The following is a 14685-nucleotide window of genomic DNA, read 5'->3' on the forward strand; positions in this document are numbered from 1 at the left end:
CGAGGAGCCCGGTGCCGTTCGGTCGGTCAGCTCACGCCCAGCTGGAGTGCAGCGGCTTGCCCTCGGCGAAGCCGGCCGCGCTCTGGATGCCGACCACCGCCTTCTGGTGGAACTCCTCCAGGCTGTTGGCGCCCGCGTAGGTGCAGGAGCTGCGCACGCCCGCGATGATCGAGTCGATCAGGTCCTCGACGCCCGGACGGGCCGGGTCCAGGAACATCCGCGAGGTGGAGATGCCCTCCTCGAAGAGCGCCTTGCGGGCCCGGTCGTAGGACGACTCCTCGGCGGTGCGGTTGCGCACCGCGCGGGCCGAGGCCATGCCGAAGCTCTCCTTGTACTGCCGCCCGTCGGGGGCGGTCTGCAGGTCGCCCGGCGACTCGTAGGTGCCGGCGAACCAGGAGCCGATCATCACGTTGGAGGCGCCCGCCGCCAGCGCCATCGCGACGTCGCGCGGGTGGCGCACGCCGCCGTCGGCCCAGACGTGCTTGCCGAGGCGGCGCGCCTCGGCGGCGCACTCCAGCACGGCGGAGAACTGCGGGCGGCCCACGCCGGTCATCATCCGGGTGGTGCACATCGCGCCGGGGCCGACACCGACCTTGAGGATGTCCGCGCCGGCCTCGACCAGGTCGCGCACACCGGCGGCGGTGACCACGTTGCCCGCCACGATCGGGATCCTCGGCTCCAGGCCGCGGACCGCGCGCAGTGCGCTGATCATCGACTCCTGGTGCCCGTGCGCGGTGTCCACCACCAGCACGTCGGCGCCGGCCTCGAGCAGCGCCTCGGCCTTGCCGGCCACGTCGCCGTTGATGCCCACGGTGGCGGCGATCCGCAGCCGGCCGGCCGCGTCCACCGCCGGGGTGTACAGGGTGGCCCGCAGCGCGCCCTTGCGGGTCAGGATGCCGACCAGCTCGCCCTTCTCGTCCACCACGGGGGCCAGCTTGCGGTGGCCCTCGCTCAGCTTCTCGAAGGCGGCGGTCGGGTCGACCGACTCCTCCAGCAGCAGCAGGTCGCGGGACATCACCTGGGCCAGGCTGGTGAACCGGTCCACGCCGTGCAGGTCGCCCTCGGTCACCACGCCGACCGGCCTGCCGTCCTCGACCACCACCAGCGCACCGTGCGCGCGCTTGGGCAGCAGCGCCAGCGCGTCGGCCACGGTGGCGCCGGGCGCCAGCGTCACGGGGGTGTCGAAGACCAGGTGGCGCCGCTTGACCCAGCTGACCACCTCGGCGATGACCTCGGTCGGGATGTCCTGCGGGATGGCCACCAGACCACCGCGGCGGGCCACCGTCTCGGCCATCCGGCGCCCGGCGATGGCGGTCATGTTCGCCACCACCAGCGGGATGGTGGTCCCGGTCCCGTCGTTCGAGGAGAGGTCCACCCCCTGCCGCGAGCCGACCGCCGACCGGCTGGGGACCATGTAGACGTCGTCGTACGTGAGGTCGTACGGGACCGCGTTCCGCTCGTCGTAGCTGCCGGTCTGGGGGTTCAAGAAGCGCATGAACTGTGGCTCTCTGGCTTTGGGAGGGTAGACCTCGGGTGCGGATCGAAGACCGGGTCCAGGCCGAACGGCCGCACAACCGGCCGCCCCGCACCCAACCGTCGATACTCGCCGATACCCAGGTCGAAAGCCAGTTCACACCCGAACGTTGAGGGTCCGCACAATCAGCGCAACTTGATCTTGCCCCGACCTTGGAGGATCACACAAGGGGTGGCGTCGATCAGGCCGGCGGCAGTGATCAGACCAGGTGGCCGTCCTGGTCGACGGTCCCGATCCGGCGGCCCGCGACCCGGTGCGGGCGGACCCGGATCCAGAGCTGCCCGGCCCCGGCCGGGACGGGGTGGCCCTGGGCCGCCCGCCGGTCGAGCGGAGCGGTCTCCGCCGGGCCCGGGTGTTCGGCAGTGCCGACCAGCAGCACGCTCCACCCCTTGCTGAGCCGCTCGTCGACCCGGTCGGCCTCGAAGGAGAGCGGCGCGCCGGAGGGACAGGCGCCCAGGCTGCCCGGCTCGGTGCGGTAGACCACCGTCCTGCCGTCGACCAGGTAGTTGACCGGGACCACGGTCGGGCCGTCCGGGTCCGGGAGCGCGATCCGGCCCAGCCCGTGGCTGCCCAGGTGCTCCCAGCACTCCGCCTCGGAGAGCTGCACCAGCGCCGGGCGGGCCACCTGGCCCTGCTGGCCGGGGGTGGCGTCGGTGCGGCCCTCGGTCAGTTCCTGGTAGCCGAGCCCGAGTGCGGCGGCCACCCGGAGCAGGCCGGCCCGGTCGAAGTCGGCGGCGGCCTGGGTCAGATAGCTCAGGTAGTGCGGCGCCATCCCGGCCCGGGCCGCCAAGTCCTCCCGGGACAGACCCAGTTGCTCGCACCGGTCGATGATCCGTCGGCGCATCGCGGCCTGCGCCCCCGTGTCCTGCTGATGCTTCGTCACGGTACCGATCCTGGGCGAGGTGACCGGCGGGCGCCACCCGACGGAACCCGATCCGCCGCACCCGCGTCCCATCGGGGGTCATGCGAACCACACGACAGAGGGCGGGACCTGGGATGCGGATCAGGCGGAGTCGGCGGGCGGCGGGCGCGGCGGCGGTGGCACTGGCGGTGACGGCGGCCGTGCTGGCCGGCTGCGGCAGGGGCGGGGGCGCCGCGGGGGCGGGCACCGGCGAGCTCAAGCTGGCCGGCGCACCCGTGCTGACCTCGACCGACCAGCAGCGCACCGCCACCGCCGGGGCCGACCAGGTGTTCGGCCTGGACCTGTACCGCGCACTCGCCGCCACGCACGGCGACAACAACCTGGTGCTCTCGCCCTCCGGCCTGACCACCCTGCTGGCACTGGTGCTACCGGGTGCCCGCGGCTCCACCGCGCAGGAGCTGACCGCGGCCCTGCACACCGAGCTCACCCCCGAGCAGTACGCCGCCGCCACCGGAGAGCTGGACCGCGGCGCCCGCACCGGGCTGGACGGCAAGGCGGCCCTGGAGCAGTCCGACACCCTGTGGGCCCAGCAGGGCCTGCCGGTCCAGCAGGACTACCTGGCGGTGCTGGCCGGCGCCTTCGACGCGGGGGTGCGCACCACCGACTTCGCCAAGGACCCGGAAGGGGCGCGCAAGGCGGTGAACGCACTGGTCGAGCAGCAGACCCACGGCCAGGTGAAGGACCTGTTCGGCCCGGGCGCCGTGCAGCCCTCCACCCTGCTGGCGCTGACCGACGCGCTCTACCTCAAGGCCGACTGGGCGCAGCCGTTCAAACCGGCCCAGACCGGCCCGCGCGAGTTCCACACCCTGGCCGGGCGCACCGAGCAGCCCCCGACCATGGCCCAGGAGGGCCGCCTGCGCTACGCCGCCGGCAGCGGCGGGATCACCGGCCAGCCCTGGCAGGCGGTCGAGCTGCCGTACGCCTCCGGGCACCTGGCGATGGACCTGCTGGTGCCGGCCCAGGGTGGCTTCGACGCCTTCCGGCGCGGGCTGGACCAGGCGCAGCTGCAGCGGATCACGGCCGGGCTCGCCGACACCGAGGTGGACCTGACGCTGCCCAAGTTCGCCTTCGAGACCGACAGCAACCTGAACGACCCGCTGGTCCAGCTCGGGATGCGGACGGCGTTCACCCCGAGCGCGGACCTGACCGGGATCGCCGGGCACGACGCGCCCTGGCGGGTGCGGCTGACCACCGTGGTCCAGAAGGCGCGGATCACGGTGGACGAGCAGGGCACGGTGGCGGCCGCGGGCAGCGGCGCGGTCGCGGGCGTCTCGGCCGCGGCGCCGGCCGCGACCCGAACGGAGCTGCACATCGACCGGCCGTTCCTCTTCCTGATCCGGGACACCGGCACCGGCCTGCCGCTGTTCCTGGGCCAGGTCACCGACCCGGCGGCCGGCTAGGGCCTGGCATGATGGGGCGGGTGATCAGCACAGGCTTCCTGCACACCTCCCCGGTCCACGTGCCGGCCTTCCGCGCGCTGGTGGCCGAGCTGGCCCCCGAGGGCACCGCGCAGCGGCACCTGGTGGACGAGGAGTTGCTGGAGCTGGCGCGTGCCGGGCAGCCCTACCGTGAGCAGTTGGCCCAGCGGCTGGCCGAACTCGCGGGCTGTGACGTGGTGGTGGTGACCTGCACCAGCATCGGCGGGGCCGCGGAGGAGCTGCTGCCGCAGGCGGTCCGGGTGGACCGCCCGATGGCCGAGGCGGCCGCGAAGTACCCCCGGGTCGGGGTCGCCTACACGGTCGACTCCACGCTGGCACCGACCACCGAGCTGCTCACCGAGGCGGGCGCGGCGCAGCTGGTGGAGATCGACTGCCGGTCGGCCTGGCCGCACTTCGACTCCGGCGACCTGCCCGCCTACCACGCGACGGTGGCCGAGCTGGTGCGGACCGCGGTCGGCGAGGTGGACGCGGTGGTGCTGGCCCAGGCCTCCATGGACCCGGCCGCCGCCCTGCTGGTCGACCTGCCGGTGCCGGTGCTGACCAGCCCGCTGCTGGCCGTGCGACGCGCCCTCGGCCTGTCCTGACGCACCGTCACCTACCGCGCTGCCCACCGCGCGGCACCCGAGCGCCGCCTACCGCGAGCACCTCGGCATCGCGCTGACCGGGTCTCAGCTCGAGCAGCTGAGCCTGCGGTAGCCGCTCCCCACCTCACCACGCGATCACGTTCGCCAGCGGCTCGCCGGCGGCGAAGCGGGTCAGCTGTGCGGCGACCAGGCGGTCGGCGCGGGGCTGGAAGGCGCTGGAGCTGCCGCCCACGTGCGGGCTGATCAGCACGCCCGGTGCGTGCCAGAGCGGGTGGCCGGCCGGCAGCGGCTCGGGGTCGGTGACGTCCAGCGCCGCGCGCAGCCGGCCCGCCGTCAGCTCGGCGAGCAGGGCCTCGGTACGCACCACCGGGCCGCGGGCCACGTTGACCAGCAGCGCCCCGTCCGGCATCGCCGCGAGGAACTCGGCGTCCACCAGCCCGGCGGTCTCCGCGGTCAGCGGCACGGCCAGGATCACCACGTCGGCCCCGGGCAGCAGCGCGGGCAGGTCGGCGAGCGCGTGCACCGGTCCGGCCGCCTCCGTGCGCGCGGTGCGGGCCACCCGCTCCACCGCCACCTCGAACGGCAGCAGCCGGTCCTCGATCGCCGCGCCCACCGAGCCGTAGCCGACGATCAGCACCCGGCGGTCCGCCAGCGCCGGGTAGAAACCGGCCCGCCACTGCTCGACGTCCTGCCCGCGCACGAAGCCGGGGATGTCGCGCAGCGCGGCCAGTGTGAGGGCCACGGCCAGCTCCGCGGTGGAGGCGTCGTGCACCCCGCGCGCGTTGCACAGGGTCACGCCGGCCGGCAGGTGCGGCAGGATGTCGTCCACCCCGGCGGTCTGGGTCTGCACCACCCGCAGCCGCGGCATGGCCGACAGCAGCGGCAGCACCGTGCCGGTCCGCAGGTACGGGGTCACCAGCAGCTCGACCCGGGCCAGCAGCTCGGCCGGCGGCGGCCCGGGCACCCCGTCACAGGCTTCGCCGTCGAACAGGTGCACCTCCAGCCCCTTGACCTCGGCGGGACGGGGCAGCAGGACGACGGGCTCGGTGTCGGAGATCATGCCCGCAATCTACCCATGCCGTTTGGCCGCTCGCGGACCACTCCGTACGATTCAACGGTCGACCGACGGGTCGGCCGGGAGACCCAGAGGACAGGCATGGCCACGGCAGCACAGCAGCAGGACCAGCACGAGGCGGAGCACGGGCCGGGCATCGACCCCGAACGCCTGCGGTTCTGCCTCGAGGTGCTGGCCGAACTGGACGAGCTCCCGGTGGACCACCCGGACGCGATCACCGTGCGCCGGGCGGTGGCGGGCATCTTCCGCACCGTGAAGCAGCGCCGCCGCCAGGAGACCCGGGCCCGCAAGACCGCCAACGACCGCGAGGTGACCGCCCGCACCGCCACCGGCGCGGCCGGGCGGATCGACGACGAGACGGCCGGCGTCTTCGGCCTGTCCTCCAGCACCCCGGTCGGCGAGATCGCGGGCGTCCTGGAGCGCCCCCGGTCCTGCTACATCTGCAAGTCCCGGTTCGTCGAGGTCGACGCCTTCTACCACCAGCTCTGCCAGTCCTGCGCGAAGTCCAGCCGGGGCCGGCGCGAGGCCCGGGTGAACCTGACGGGCCGTCGGGCGCTGCTCACCGGCGGCCGGGCCAAGATCGGCATGTACATCGCACTGCGGCTGCTGCGCGACGGCGCGCACACCACGATCACCACCCGGTTCCCGAACGACGCGATCCGCCGGTTCAGCGAGATGCCGGACAGCGCGGACTGGCTGCACCGCCTCAAGGTGGTCGGCATCGACCTGCGCGACCCGGCCCAGGTGGTGGCACTGGCCGACTCGGTGGCCGCCGAGGGCCCGCTGGACATCCTGATCAACAACGCCGCGCAGACCGTGCGCCGCTCCCCCGCCGCCTACGCCGAGCTGATCGCGGCCGAGTCGGCACCGCTGCCGGCCGGGCTGCTCACCGCCGCGGCGGCGCCGACCGTCGAGGTGATCGGCTCGTTCGGCAGCGGCAGCGTGGAGCGCCCGGCGCTGCCCGGCTCCCACCAGGCGCTCACCGCGCAGGAGGTCACCTCGCTGGCGCTGGTCACCGGCTCGGCCTCGCCGGCCCGGATCGAGGCCGGTACCGCGATCGACGCGGGCGGCCTGGTGCCGGACCTGGCCGACACCAACAGCTGGGTGCAGACGGTCGAGGAGATCGACCCGGTCGAGCTGCTGGAAGTCCAGCTGTGCAACTCCACCGCCCCGTTCATCCTGATCAGCCGACTGCGCCGGGCGATGGCCGCGGCGCCCGCCCGGCGCAAGTACGTGGTGAACGTCTCCGCGATGGAGGGCCAGTTCAGCCGCGCCTACAAGGGTGCGGGCCACCCGCACACCAACATGGCCAAGGCCGCGCTGAACATGCTGACCCGCACCAGCGCGCAGGAGATGCTGGACACCGACCGGATCCTGATGACCGCGGTCGACACCGGCTGGATCACCGACGAGCGCCCGCACCCGGACAAGATGCGGCTGCACGACCAGGGCTTCCACGCCCCGCTGGACCTGGTGGACGGCGCGGCCCGGGTCTACGACCCGATCGTCCGCGGCGAGCAGGGCGAGGACCTGTACGGGTGCTTCCTCAAGGACTTCGAGCCCTCCTCGTGGTGAGCCCGGGGCCGGCGCCGATCGGGGCGGCCCTGATCGGGGCAGGTGTGATCGTGCCGTCCACCGACGGGCGCTCGGTGCTGGTCGGCCGGCGCACGGTGGCCGGCGAGCCGCCGACCTGGAGCCTGCCCGGCGGCAAGGTGGACGGGCCCGGCGAGTCCTTCCAGGCCGCCGCGGCCCGCGAACTGGCCGAGGAGACCGGGATCGTGCTGCCGGCCGCGTCGATGACGGTGCTCGGGGTGGTGCTGGACCACCTGGACGGGCGGCCGCGGCTGACCGCCGCCGTGTTGGCCCCGCCGAGCGACGCCGAGGCCCGGGTCACCGAGCCGCACGCCTGTGCCGGGTGGGAGCGGGTGCCGCTGGACGCGCTGCCGGAGCCGATGTTCGGTCCCTCCGGCTGGGTGCTGGCGCAGTGGCTGCCGACCGGGCCTGCGCTGCCGGAGGGCGTGCACGCGTACGGCGTGTCGGCCACCGGCTGACGCTACGCTCGGGCCCCATGTGCTGGAGTGCCGAGGCGGATCTGGTCGCGGGGGCAGTGGTCGGCGGCCTCGGGGTGCTCTGCCTGACCCGGGTCCGGCGGGCCCGGGATCTCCCCATGGCGGCGCTGCCCCTGCTGCTGGGGGTCCATCAGCTGATCGAGGCGGCGGTCTGGCGCGGGGTGGACGGTGAGCTGACCGGGGCGCCCGCGCTCTGGGCCCGCACCGCCTGGGCGGTGGTCGCGCTGCCGCTGCTGCCCGCCCTGGTGTCGGTGGGCGTGTGGTGCGCGGGCCCCCGCACCCGGCGGGCGGCGGTCCTCGCGGTGCTCGGCTGCGCGGTCGCGGCGGGGCTGACGGCGGCGCTGGTGGCGCACCCGGTGACCACGCGCGAGCACGGGCACACCCTCACCTACGCGATCGGGATCCCGTACGGGCCGCTGCTGCTGGCGGGCTACCTGCTGGCCACCATCGGCGCGCTGCTGACCAGCGCCGACGGCGGGCTGCGCCGGCTGGGCCTGCTCACCGGCGCGGCGGCGCTGGTCAGCGGGCTGCTCTGGCGGGTCGCCTTCGTCTCCACCTGGTGCGCGCTGGCGGCGCTGGTCAGCGTGGTGCTGCTGGGCTGGGTCAGGCGGCCGGCCGGCTGAAGTCCCGCCCGGTCCACCAGTTGCCGGGCGCGGCCGGATCGCGGCTGGTCCAGTACTCGATGATGGCGGCGATGAACTCCCCGGCCGACAGGTGCCCGTCACCGTCCCGGTCCAGGTGGGCGAAGGCGGTGTCGGCCTGCTCCCGGGTCAGGGCGGGGAAGTGGCCGCGCTGGAAGGTGAAGAACTCCGCGGGCTCCACGGTGCCGCTTCCGTCGGTGTCGGCCACCTCCAGGAAGGTCTCGGCCAGCTGGCCGAGCACGGCGCGGGCTGCCACCGGGTCGTCCGCCAGCGCGGCGGTGCCGGCCAGGAACTCGGCCCGGCCCAGCGCCTGTTCGCCGGCCGGCAGCTGCGGCAGGTGCAGGTCGCGCCAGACAGCGGTGTAGGCGGCGACGATCCGGGTCTCGGCCGGGGACCCTTCCTTGTGCCCGAGGGAACGGGCCACCGACTCCCCCATCAGTACGTGGTCGGCCTCGGTGAGCCGGCCGTCCCCGTCGGCGTCGAGCTGGGCGAAGCCGTGGGCGATCTTCGCGGTGAGCAGGTCGTCGGACATCCTTTAATTCCTGACGGTTGGTCAACTATGGTTACACAAAGGGTATCCAAGACTGCGCCGGGCACCACCCCGCCCTGCTCGCGGGGTGCACGAACCGATCCTGCTAGCCTGCGGCCCATGATCGTACGGGGGTTCGACCTGCGCCCGGGCCGGCGGTTGGCCGGCGCGCTGCCGCCCGGACCGCAGCGGGCCATGGTGCTGTCCAGCTTCGCCAACCGGATCGGCAACGGGCTGTTCAACACGGCGGCGGCACTCTATTTCACCCGGGTGGCGCACCTGCCGGCCACCCAGGTGGGGCTGGGGCTCAGCGTGGCGGGGCTGGTCGGGATGCTGGCCGGCGTGCCCGCCGGGTACCTGGCGGACCGGCGCGGCCCGCGCACCGTGATGCTGGTGACGCTGGCCGTCCAGACCGCGACCATGCTCGGCTTCCTGGCGGTGCGCAGTTGGTGGGCCTTCACCGTGGTGGCCGCCCTGGACACGCTGGCACTGTGCGCCAACAACGCGGCGCGCGGGGCGGTGATCGCCCGGGTCGGCGAGGACCGGCCGGCCGCCTTCCGGGCCCGGCTGCGGGCCGTGGCCAACCTCGGGGTGGTGCTCGGCGCGCTGGGGGCCGCGGTCGCGGTGCAGTGGGACACCCCTGCCGCGTACACCGCGCTGATCCTCAGCAACGCGGCCAGCTACCTGGTGTGCGGGCTGCTGCTGTTGCGGGTGCCCGACTACCAGCCGGTGCCCCGCCCGGTCCGCGAGCGCCGGCGGCTGCTGGTGCTGCGCGACCGGCCGTTCCTCTGCTTCGCGGCGGTCAGCGGGCTGATGGGGCTGCAGTACCCGCTGGTCTCCCTGGTGCTGCCGATCTGGATCGCCTCGCACACCCAGGCGCCGCGCTGGACGGTGGCGGCGGTCGCCGTGGTCAACTCCGGGGTCTGCGTGCTGCTGCAGGCCCGGATCGGCGGGCGGATCGAGACCCCGGCCCACGGCGGCGCCGCACTGCGCAAGGCGGGGCTGCTCTTCCTGCTCAGCTGCCCGCTGCTGGCGCTCACCGCCCGGGCGCAGGCCTGGCCGGCCGCCGTGCTGCTGGCCGTCGCGATCACCCTGCACAGCCTCGGCGAGATCTACGAGTCCTCGGGCGGCTTCGCGCTCGGCTTCGGGCTGGCCCCCGACCGGGCGCAGGGCGAGTACCAGGGGCTGCTCGGCCTCGGCTTCGACCTCGGCCAGGCGCTCGGGCCCGCCCTGCTGACCACCCTGTGCCTGGGCTGGGGCGAGCGCGGCTGGCTGGCCCTCGGCCTCGGTTTCGCGGTGCTGGGGGCCACCGGTCCGCGGGTCGCGGAGTGGGGTCGGCGCACCCGGGGGGCGGCGCTCGGGCAGGCCGCCTGACCGCCCCTCGGCCGCCGGACCGGTCCGTCCCCACCTGACCGAGTCCGGGCCGCCTGCCCACTGCCTCGCGAGCCCCCCTGTCGGATCGGGCCGGGAAGCGGTACGAATGATCACGATGATGATCGGCGAGGAGGAGCACCGGTGAGCCTGACCAGTTGGCTGCAGGGCCTGCCCGGACCACTGGTGTACGCGGCGGTCGGCGGGCTGGTCTTCGCCGAGGACGCGATCTTCGTGGGCTTCGTGCTGCCCGGCGAGACGGCGGCGGTGCTCGGCGGGGTGATCGCCCAGCAGGGCCGGGTCGACGTCTGGTGGCTGGGCACGGTGGTGGTGCTGGCCGCGATCCTCGGCGACACCGTGGGCTACCAGGTCGGCCACCGCTACGGCGACCGGATCCTGACCGTGGGTCCGCTGCGCCGCCACCAGCAGCAGATCGACCGGTCCAAGGAGTTCATCGGCAAGCGCGGCGCCAGTGCGGTCTTCCTCGGCCGCTTCATCGCCTTCTTCCGGGCCATGATGCCCGCGCTGGCCGGCATCTCCCGGATGCCGTACCGGCGCTTCCTGCTCTACAACGCGCTCGGCGGCCTGGTCTGGGGCGTCGGGTTCACGGCCCTCGGCTACTTCGCCGGCGCCGCCTACAGCCGGATCGAGGCCCAGGTCGGCCAGGCGCTCGCGCTCTTCGTCGCCGCCGTCGTGGTGGTCGCGCTGGTGGTCTGGCGGGTCCGCAAGCACCGCCGGGAGCGCGGCAGCGGCCGGCAGGATCCGCCTTCGCCGCGCTGAGCTACCCCGTTTTCCGGCCCGCACGCCTGCGCCACCCCTTCGGTTGAACCGGGCCCGGTCCCGGCCCGCCGCGACCGGGCCGGCCGCATCATGTGCCCATGGTGAACCCGATGGACGAAGTGCCTGCCTACCTGACCATCCGGATGACCGCCCTGCCCGACGAGCGGGCCGAGTTGGCCGATGCCCAGGCCTGGCGGGCCCGGGCCGCGTATCCGCGGATCCTGGCGGCGGGTCGGCCGCGGTTCGGGGTGGCGCGGGAGCGGGAGGAGGGCGGCTGGGAGCTCTGCAGCGGGTTGGAGTCGATGCCGCAGCAGGCCAGGGACGTCATGGGGAGCCTGTGCCGCGGGATCGCCCAGGACGCCGCCGAGGCGGGTGACGAGGCGCTGCACCGGGCGGCCACCGCCGTGGTGGACAGGCTGGACCGGGAGAAGCTGGACGAGGTCGAACTGGGCTGCCGCTACCGGGTGGTGCGGGTCGAGCGGTTCATCCGCAGCGGTCCGGACGGCCCCGAGCCGCCGCGCTCCAGCGACCTGGACGATCCGGACCGCCGCGACCTGCGCGACGACCTGGACCCGAGCCGGGGCTTCGTGCTGGACCCGCTCACCCCCCCGGGATGTCCGAGGGCATCCTGAAGACCGATCTGCTCCAACTGGTGCCCGCCCCAGGGCAGTTCCCGGCCGGCGTGCGCGAGGACGCGATGCGCGCCGGTGAGACCCACCCGGGCCTGGTGCTGTTGCCCGCCGCCTTCTCCGTCGCCGAACGGGCGCCCGCCGGCCACTGGCGCCCCACCTGCGGCTACGACGCCGGGACCCCGTTCCGGGCCCGCGACATCCTCTCCACCGCGCTGCGGGTGAGCGACCCGGTGCAGCTGCACCTGTCCGCCGAGGAACGCGCGGTCTACGCGGCGGCGGCCGACCGGCTGGAGGCCGAGCAGCTCGACGAACTGACCGTCGCGGACCGGCTGCTGCGGGTGGTCCGGGTCGAGCGGATGGTCCGGTTCGGCCCGGACGGTCCGGAGGGTCCGCGCCCTTGCGACCCGGATCCGGAGGACCCGGTGCTGCTGGCCGACCAGAAGCTGCGCGAGCAGGGGATCGTGTTCGACGAGGACACCCCGATCGAACTCGGCGAGGCGGCCCAGGAGTTCCAGCGCCTCTTCGAGGCCGAGCTGCAGCGCCGCGGCCGGCCGCTCCCGCCGTGGGCGGCGGGACAGCGCAGCACCGAGCAGTAGCAGCCAGCCCCCACCGGCCGCGCGTCGGGCCGCGCCCCGCCCGGGGGAGCCGGCCCGGCGCGCGGCCGCGTGCGGAGCCCGAGGACGGTGCGGCGGCGTGGGCACGGAAAGGCAACTGCTGCGGGAGCGGGCGACTCGGAGGATCGTGGAAGGAGGACGCACGGCCGCCCCGCCCGAGGAGGCGCAGCCCATGAGGTTCATCCAGATCATCGAGTACCGGACCAGGCGGATCGACGAGTTCAACGCCCTGCTGGACGCCTGGGTCGAACGCAACGCCGGGCACCGGCTGGCCGGCCGCTCGGTGCAGACCCGCGACCGCGACGCGCAGGACGTCTACCTGAACATCGTCGAGTTCCCCTCCTACGAGGAGGCGATGGCCAACTCGAACCGCCCGGAGACCGCGGAGTTCGCGGCCCAGGTGGCCGAGCTGTGCGAGGGTCCGCCCTCGTTCCGCAACCTCGACCTGCTCAACGAGTGGAACTTCACCGACTGAACGGACGCCCGGCTGGTCAGGCCGACGGCCGGGCGGCGGCTCAGCGCACGGGCGGCGTACCGCTCCAGGGGCCATGCACAAACAACCGGCGGGGCTGCCGGACCCCCGCGATCGGGGGCCCGGCAGCCCTGCCGTGGCTCAGCTGACGTTCAGGGCGGCGTCGTCGATGACGAACGAGGTCTGCTTCTGGGAGTCCTCGGTGCCGGTGAAGGTCAGCGTGACCGACTTGCCGGCGTAGGCCGACAGGTCGACGGTCTTCTGGGCGTAGCCGGTGTTGTGGTTGAGGTTGGAGTAGGTCGCCAGGGTGGTGCCGTTGGCGGTGAGCACCAGCTTGTCGTAGGCCGTGCTGGTGGTGGTCTCCGCGGTGTCGATGTGCAGCCAGTAGCTCAGCTTGTAGCTGGTGCAGCCGGCCGGCACGGTGACGGTCTGGGAGAGGGTGTCGGTGGTCGCCGAGCCGTAGCCGTCCAGCCAGGCGTTCCAGCTGCCGCTGTGCGCGGGCTCGCTGCTGGAGTTGCTGACCACGCCGCTGGAGGCGGTCCAGGGCGCGGCGGTGCCGGTCTCGAAGCCGGCGTTGCCGAGCAGCTGGGCCGCCGTGCAGCCGGAGCCGCCGCCGGTCGGGGTCACCGTCCAGGTGAAGGAGGCGGTGCCGCTGACGCCGGTGGAGTCGGTGGCGGTCACGGTGACCGAGGAGCTGCCCGCGGTGGTCGGGGTGCCGCTGACCAGCCCGGTCGAGGAGTTGATCGACAGGCCAGCCGGCAGCCCGGTGGCCGACCAGCTCAGGGTGCCGCCCGCGGTGTCGTTCGCGGCGAGCTGCAGCGAGGCGGCGGAGCCCGCCACGGTGGACTGCGCCCCCGGGTTGGTCACGCTGACCGAGCCGGCGGTGCCGCCGGTGCCGCCGCCGGCCAGCCACTGGGTCGCGTTCAGCGCCAGCGCCGCGTCGGTGCCCGCCGGGTCGTCCCAGCCGTTGTAGAGGGTGTTGCCCGGCGAGCCGGTGCCGTCGTCGATCGTCGAGCTGTCGCCCCAGATCGCCACCCGGCCCTTGCCGAAGCTGCTGGTGACGAAGAACGCACCGGTGTTGCCGCTGTAGCCGGTCCGGTAGACGATCCCCTTGACCGACGGGTTGTCGGCGGGCTTGAGGGTGAACGTGGTGCCGTTGCGCAGGATCGAGCCGGTCACCGTCCCGAACGGGCCGTTCAGCACCGGGTCGGTGCTGTCGCTGATCGCCCGCGGGTTGTCGGTGGTGATGTTCAGCAGGTCGACCGAGAAGCCGAACGGGTCGCTGCTGTTCACCGAGTTGGTGGTCAGCAGGTCGTTGATGATGGCCGGCGAGTCCCAGCCGTCGTTGTTGCGGTCGCTCTGGGTGTGGTCGGAGATCAGGAAGAGGCCGCCGCCGTTCTGCACGAACTGCATCAGCGCGGTCTTCTCGGCATCGGTGAACCGGATGTTCGGCTCCGGCAGCACGAACTCGTCGAAGTTGGCCAGGTCCAGCGCGCCACCCGTGCCGTAGCTGATGCTGCTGCCGGCCGGCAGCGTCTTCAGGCTGTAGTTGCCGCTCTTCTGCAGCGCGACGCCCCAGGCCGAGATGGCTCCGGTCCAGTCCGTCTCGGCCTGCGGGTTGGCGTTCTGCGCCAGCGGGTCGGGCTGGCTGGTACTGATCACCCAGTCCGCGTTGCCGGCCGTCTCGGCGTGGGCCGCGTCGAACAGCACCCGGTGCTTCGCCGTGCCGGCGGCCGGGGCGGTGGTGGTGCCGGTGCTGGCGGCGGCGGGCAGCACACCGGTGCCGGTCACCGCGGCCAGCACGACGGCGGCGGCCGCGACGGCGACCGGACGAGCACCTCTGTCGATCCTGAACATGCGTCAAGCTCCTTGCGTGGGGAGGAGAAACAGGCAGGGCATGACCTGCGCGCTCAGCTCGTGCGCGCAGCTTTCCGCTTCCGGGATCCCACCCGGAGAGCGGGAAGTCTGGGGAGGAGGTCGGCTCGCCGGCCTGCGACCGACCGGTCGCGCCGTCCCGGCGCTA

At 74.0% G+C, this 14685-nt stretch carries 13 protein-coding genes and 1 pseudogene; 9 read left to right on the top strand and 5 right to left on the bottom strand.

The window, feature by feature from the left end:
* Positions 1-31: 31 nt before the first annotated feature.
* Together C7C46_RS23925 and C7C46_RS23930 are read right to left on the bottom strand one after the other, a co-directional pair.
* Entirely contained in the window at positions 32-1495 is a 1464-nt protein-coding gene (locus C7C46_RS23925; RefSeq protein WP_110671974.1) for a GuaB1 family IMP dehydrogenase-related protein, read from the bottom strand.
* Between the two features lie 238 nt (positions 1496-1733).
* The gene (locus tag C7C46_RS23930) at positions 1734-2417 is read right to left on the bottom strand and encodes a helix-turn-helix domain-containing protein (RefSeq protein WP_181442493.1); all 684 of its coding nucleotides are present in this window, start codon (positions 2415-2417) and stop codon (positions 1734-1736) included.
* 113 nt (positions 2418-2530) lie between these two features.
* On the opposite strand from C7C46_RS23930, the gene C7C46_RS23935 reads away from it, so the two are divergent.
* Both C7C46_RS23935 and C7C46_RS23940 read left to right on the top strand, forming a co-directional pair.
* Positions 2531-3856 (top strand): serpin family protein, encoded by a 1326-nt coding sequence (locus C7C46_RS23935; RefSeq protein WP_110671976.1) that lies wholly within the window; start codon positions 2531-2533, stop codon positions 3854-3856.
* A 20-nt stretch (positions 3857-3876) separates the two neighbouring features.
* Positions 3877-4479, top strand: coding sequence for an aspartate/glutamate racemase family protein (locus C7C46_RS23940; RefSeq protein WP_245984772.1), 603 nt, complete (start codon positions 3877-3879; stop codon positions 4477-4479).
* Between the two features lie 124 nt (positions 4480-4603).
* On the opposite strand, the gene C7C46_RS23945 is transcribed toward C7C46_RS23940, so the two are convergent.
* Positions 4604-5539, bottom strand: a complete 936-nt coding sequence (locus C7C46_RS23945) for a 2-hydroxyacid dehydrogenase (RefSeq protein WP_110671977.1) — start codon at positions 5537-5539, stop codon at positions 4604-4606.
* 96 nt (positions 5540-5635) lie between these two features.
* On the opposite strand from C7C46_RS23945, the gene C7C46_RS23950 reads away from it, so the two are divergent.
* The 3 genes from C7C46_RS23950 to C7C46_RS23960 are packed head-to-tail and all read left to right on the top strand — an operon-like array spanning position 5636 to position 8246.
* The gene (locus C7C46_RS23950; protein WP_110671978.1) at positions 5636-7129 is read left to right on the top strand and encodes an SDR family NAD(P)-dependent oxidoreductase; all 1494 of its coding nucleotides are present in this window, start codon (positions 5636-5638) and stop codon (positions 7127-7129) included.
* 44 nt (positions 7130-7173) lie between these two features.
* Entirely contained in the window at positions 7174-7605 is a 432-nt protein-coding gene (locus C7C46_RS23955) for an NUDIX domain-containing protein (RefSeq protein WP_425470113.1), read from the top strand.
* A gap of 17 nt (positions 7606-7622) precedes the next feature.
* Positions 7623-8246: a DUF6629 family protein gene (locus tag C7C46_RS23960; RefSeq protein ID WP_110671980.1), complete on the top strand. Its 624-nt coding sequence runs from the start codon at positions 7623-7625 to the stop codon at positions 8244-8246.
* Here the strand turns inward: C7C46_RS23960 and C7C46_RS23965 are convergent.
* Positions 8227-8796 (bottom strand): EF-hand domain-containing protein, encoded by a 570-nt coding sequence (locus tag C7C46_RS23965; RefSeq protein WP_110671981.1) that lies wholly within the window; start codon positions 8794-8796, stop codon positions 8227-8229. The genes C7C46_RS23960 and C7C46_RS23965 overlap by 20 nt on opposite strands.
* A gap of 117 nt (positions 8797-8913) precedes the next feature.
* On the opposite strand from C7C46_RS23965, the gene C7C46_RS23970 reads away from it, so the two are divergent.
* From C7C46_RS23970 to C7C46_RS23985, 4 genes and pseudogenes are all read left to right on the top strand, one after another.
* Entirely contained in the window at positions 8914-10167 is a 1254-nt protein-coding gene (locus tag C7C46_RS23970; protein ID WP_245984774.1) for an MFS transporter, read from the top strand.
* 141 nt (positions 10168-10308) lie between these two features.
* The gene (locus C7C46_RS23975; RefSeq protein WP_220040684.1) at positions 10309-10944 is read left to right on the top strand and encodes a DedA family protein; all 636 of its coding nucleotides are present in this window, start codon (positions 10309-10311) and stop codon (positions 10942-10944) included.
* A 143-nt stretch (positions 10945-11087) separates the two neighbouring features.
* A pseudogene (locus C7C46_RS23980) lies at positions 11088-12172 on the top strand (DUF5954 family protein).
* Between the two features lie 190 nt (positions 12173-12362).
* Positions 12363-12665, top strand: a complete 303-nt coding sequence (locus C7C46_RS23985) for a hypothetical protein (protein ID WP_110671982.1) — start codon at positions 12363-12365, stop codon at positions 12663-12665.
* Positions 12666-12803: 138 nt separating this feature from the next.
* On the opposite strand, the gene C7C46_RS23990 is transcribed toward C7C46_RS23985, so the two are convergent.
* Positions 12804-14519 carry a putative Ig domain-containing protein gene (locus tag C7C46_RS23990; protein WP_110671983.1) on the bottom strand — a complete coding sequence of 572 codons (1716 nt, stop codon included), beginning with the start codon at positions 14517-14519 and terminating at the stop codon, positions 12804-12806.
* Positions 14520-14685: the final 166 nt, after the last annotated feature.

It is taken from the genome of Streptomyces tateyamensis, assembly GCF_003205575.1.
GTDB classification, from domain to species: domain Bacteria; phylum Actinomycetota; class Actinomycetes; order Streptomycetales; family Streptomycetaceae; genus Kitasatospora; species Kitasatospora tateyamensis.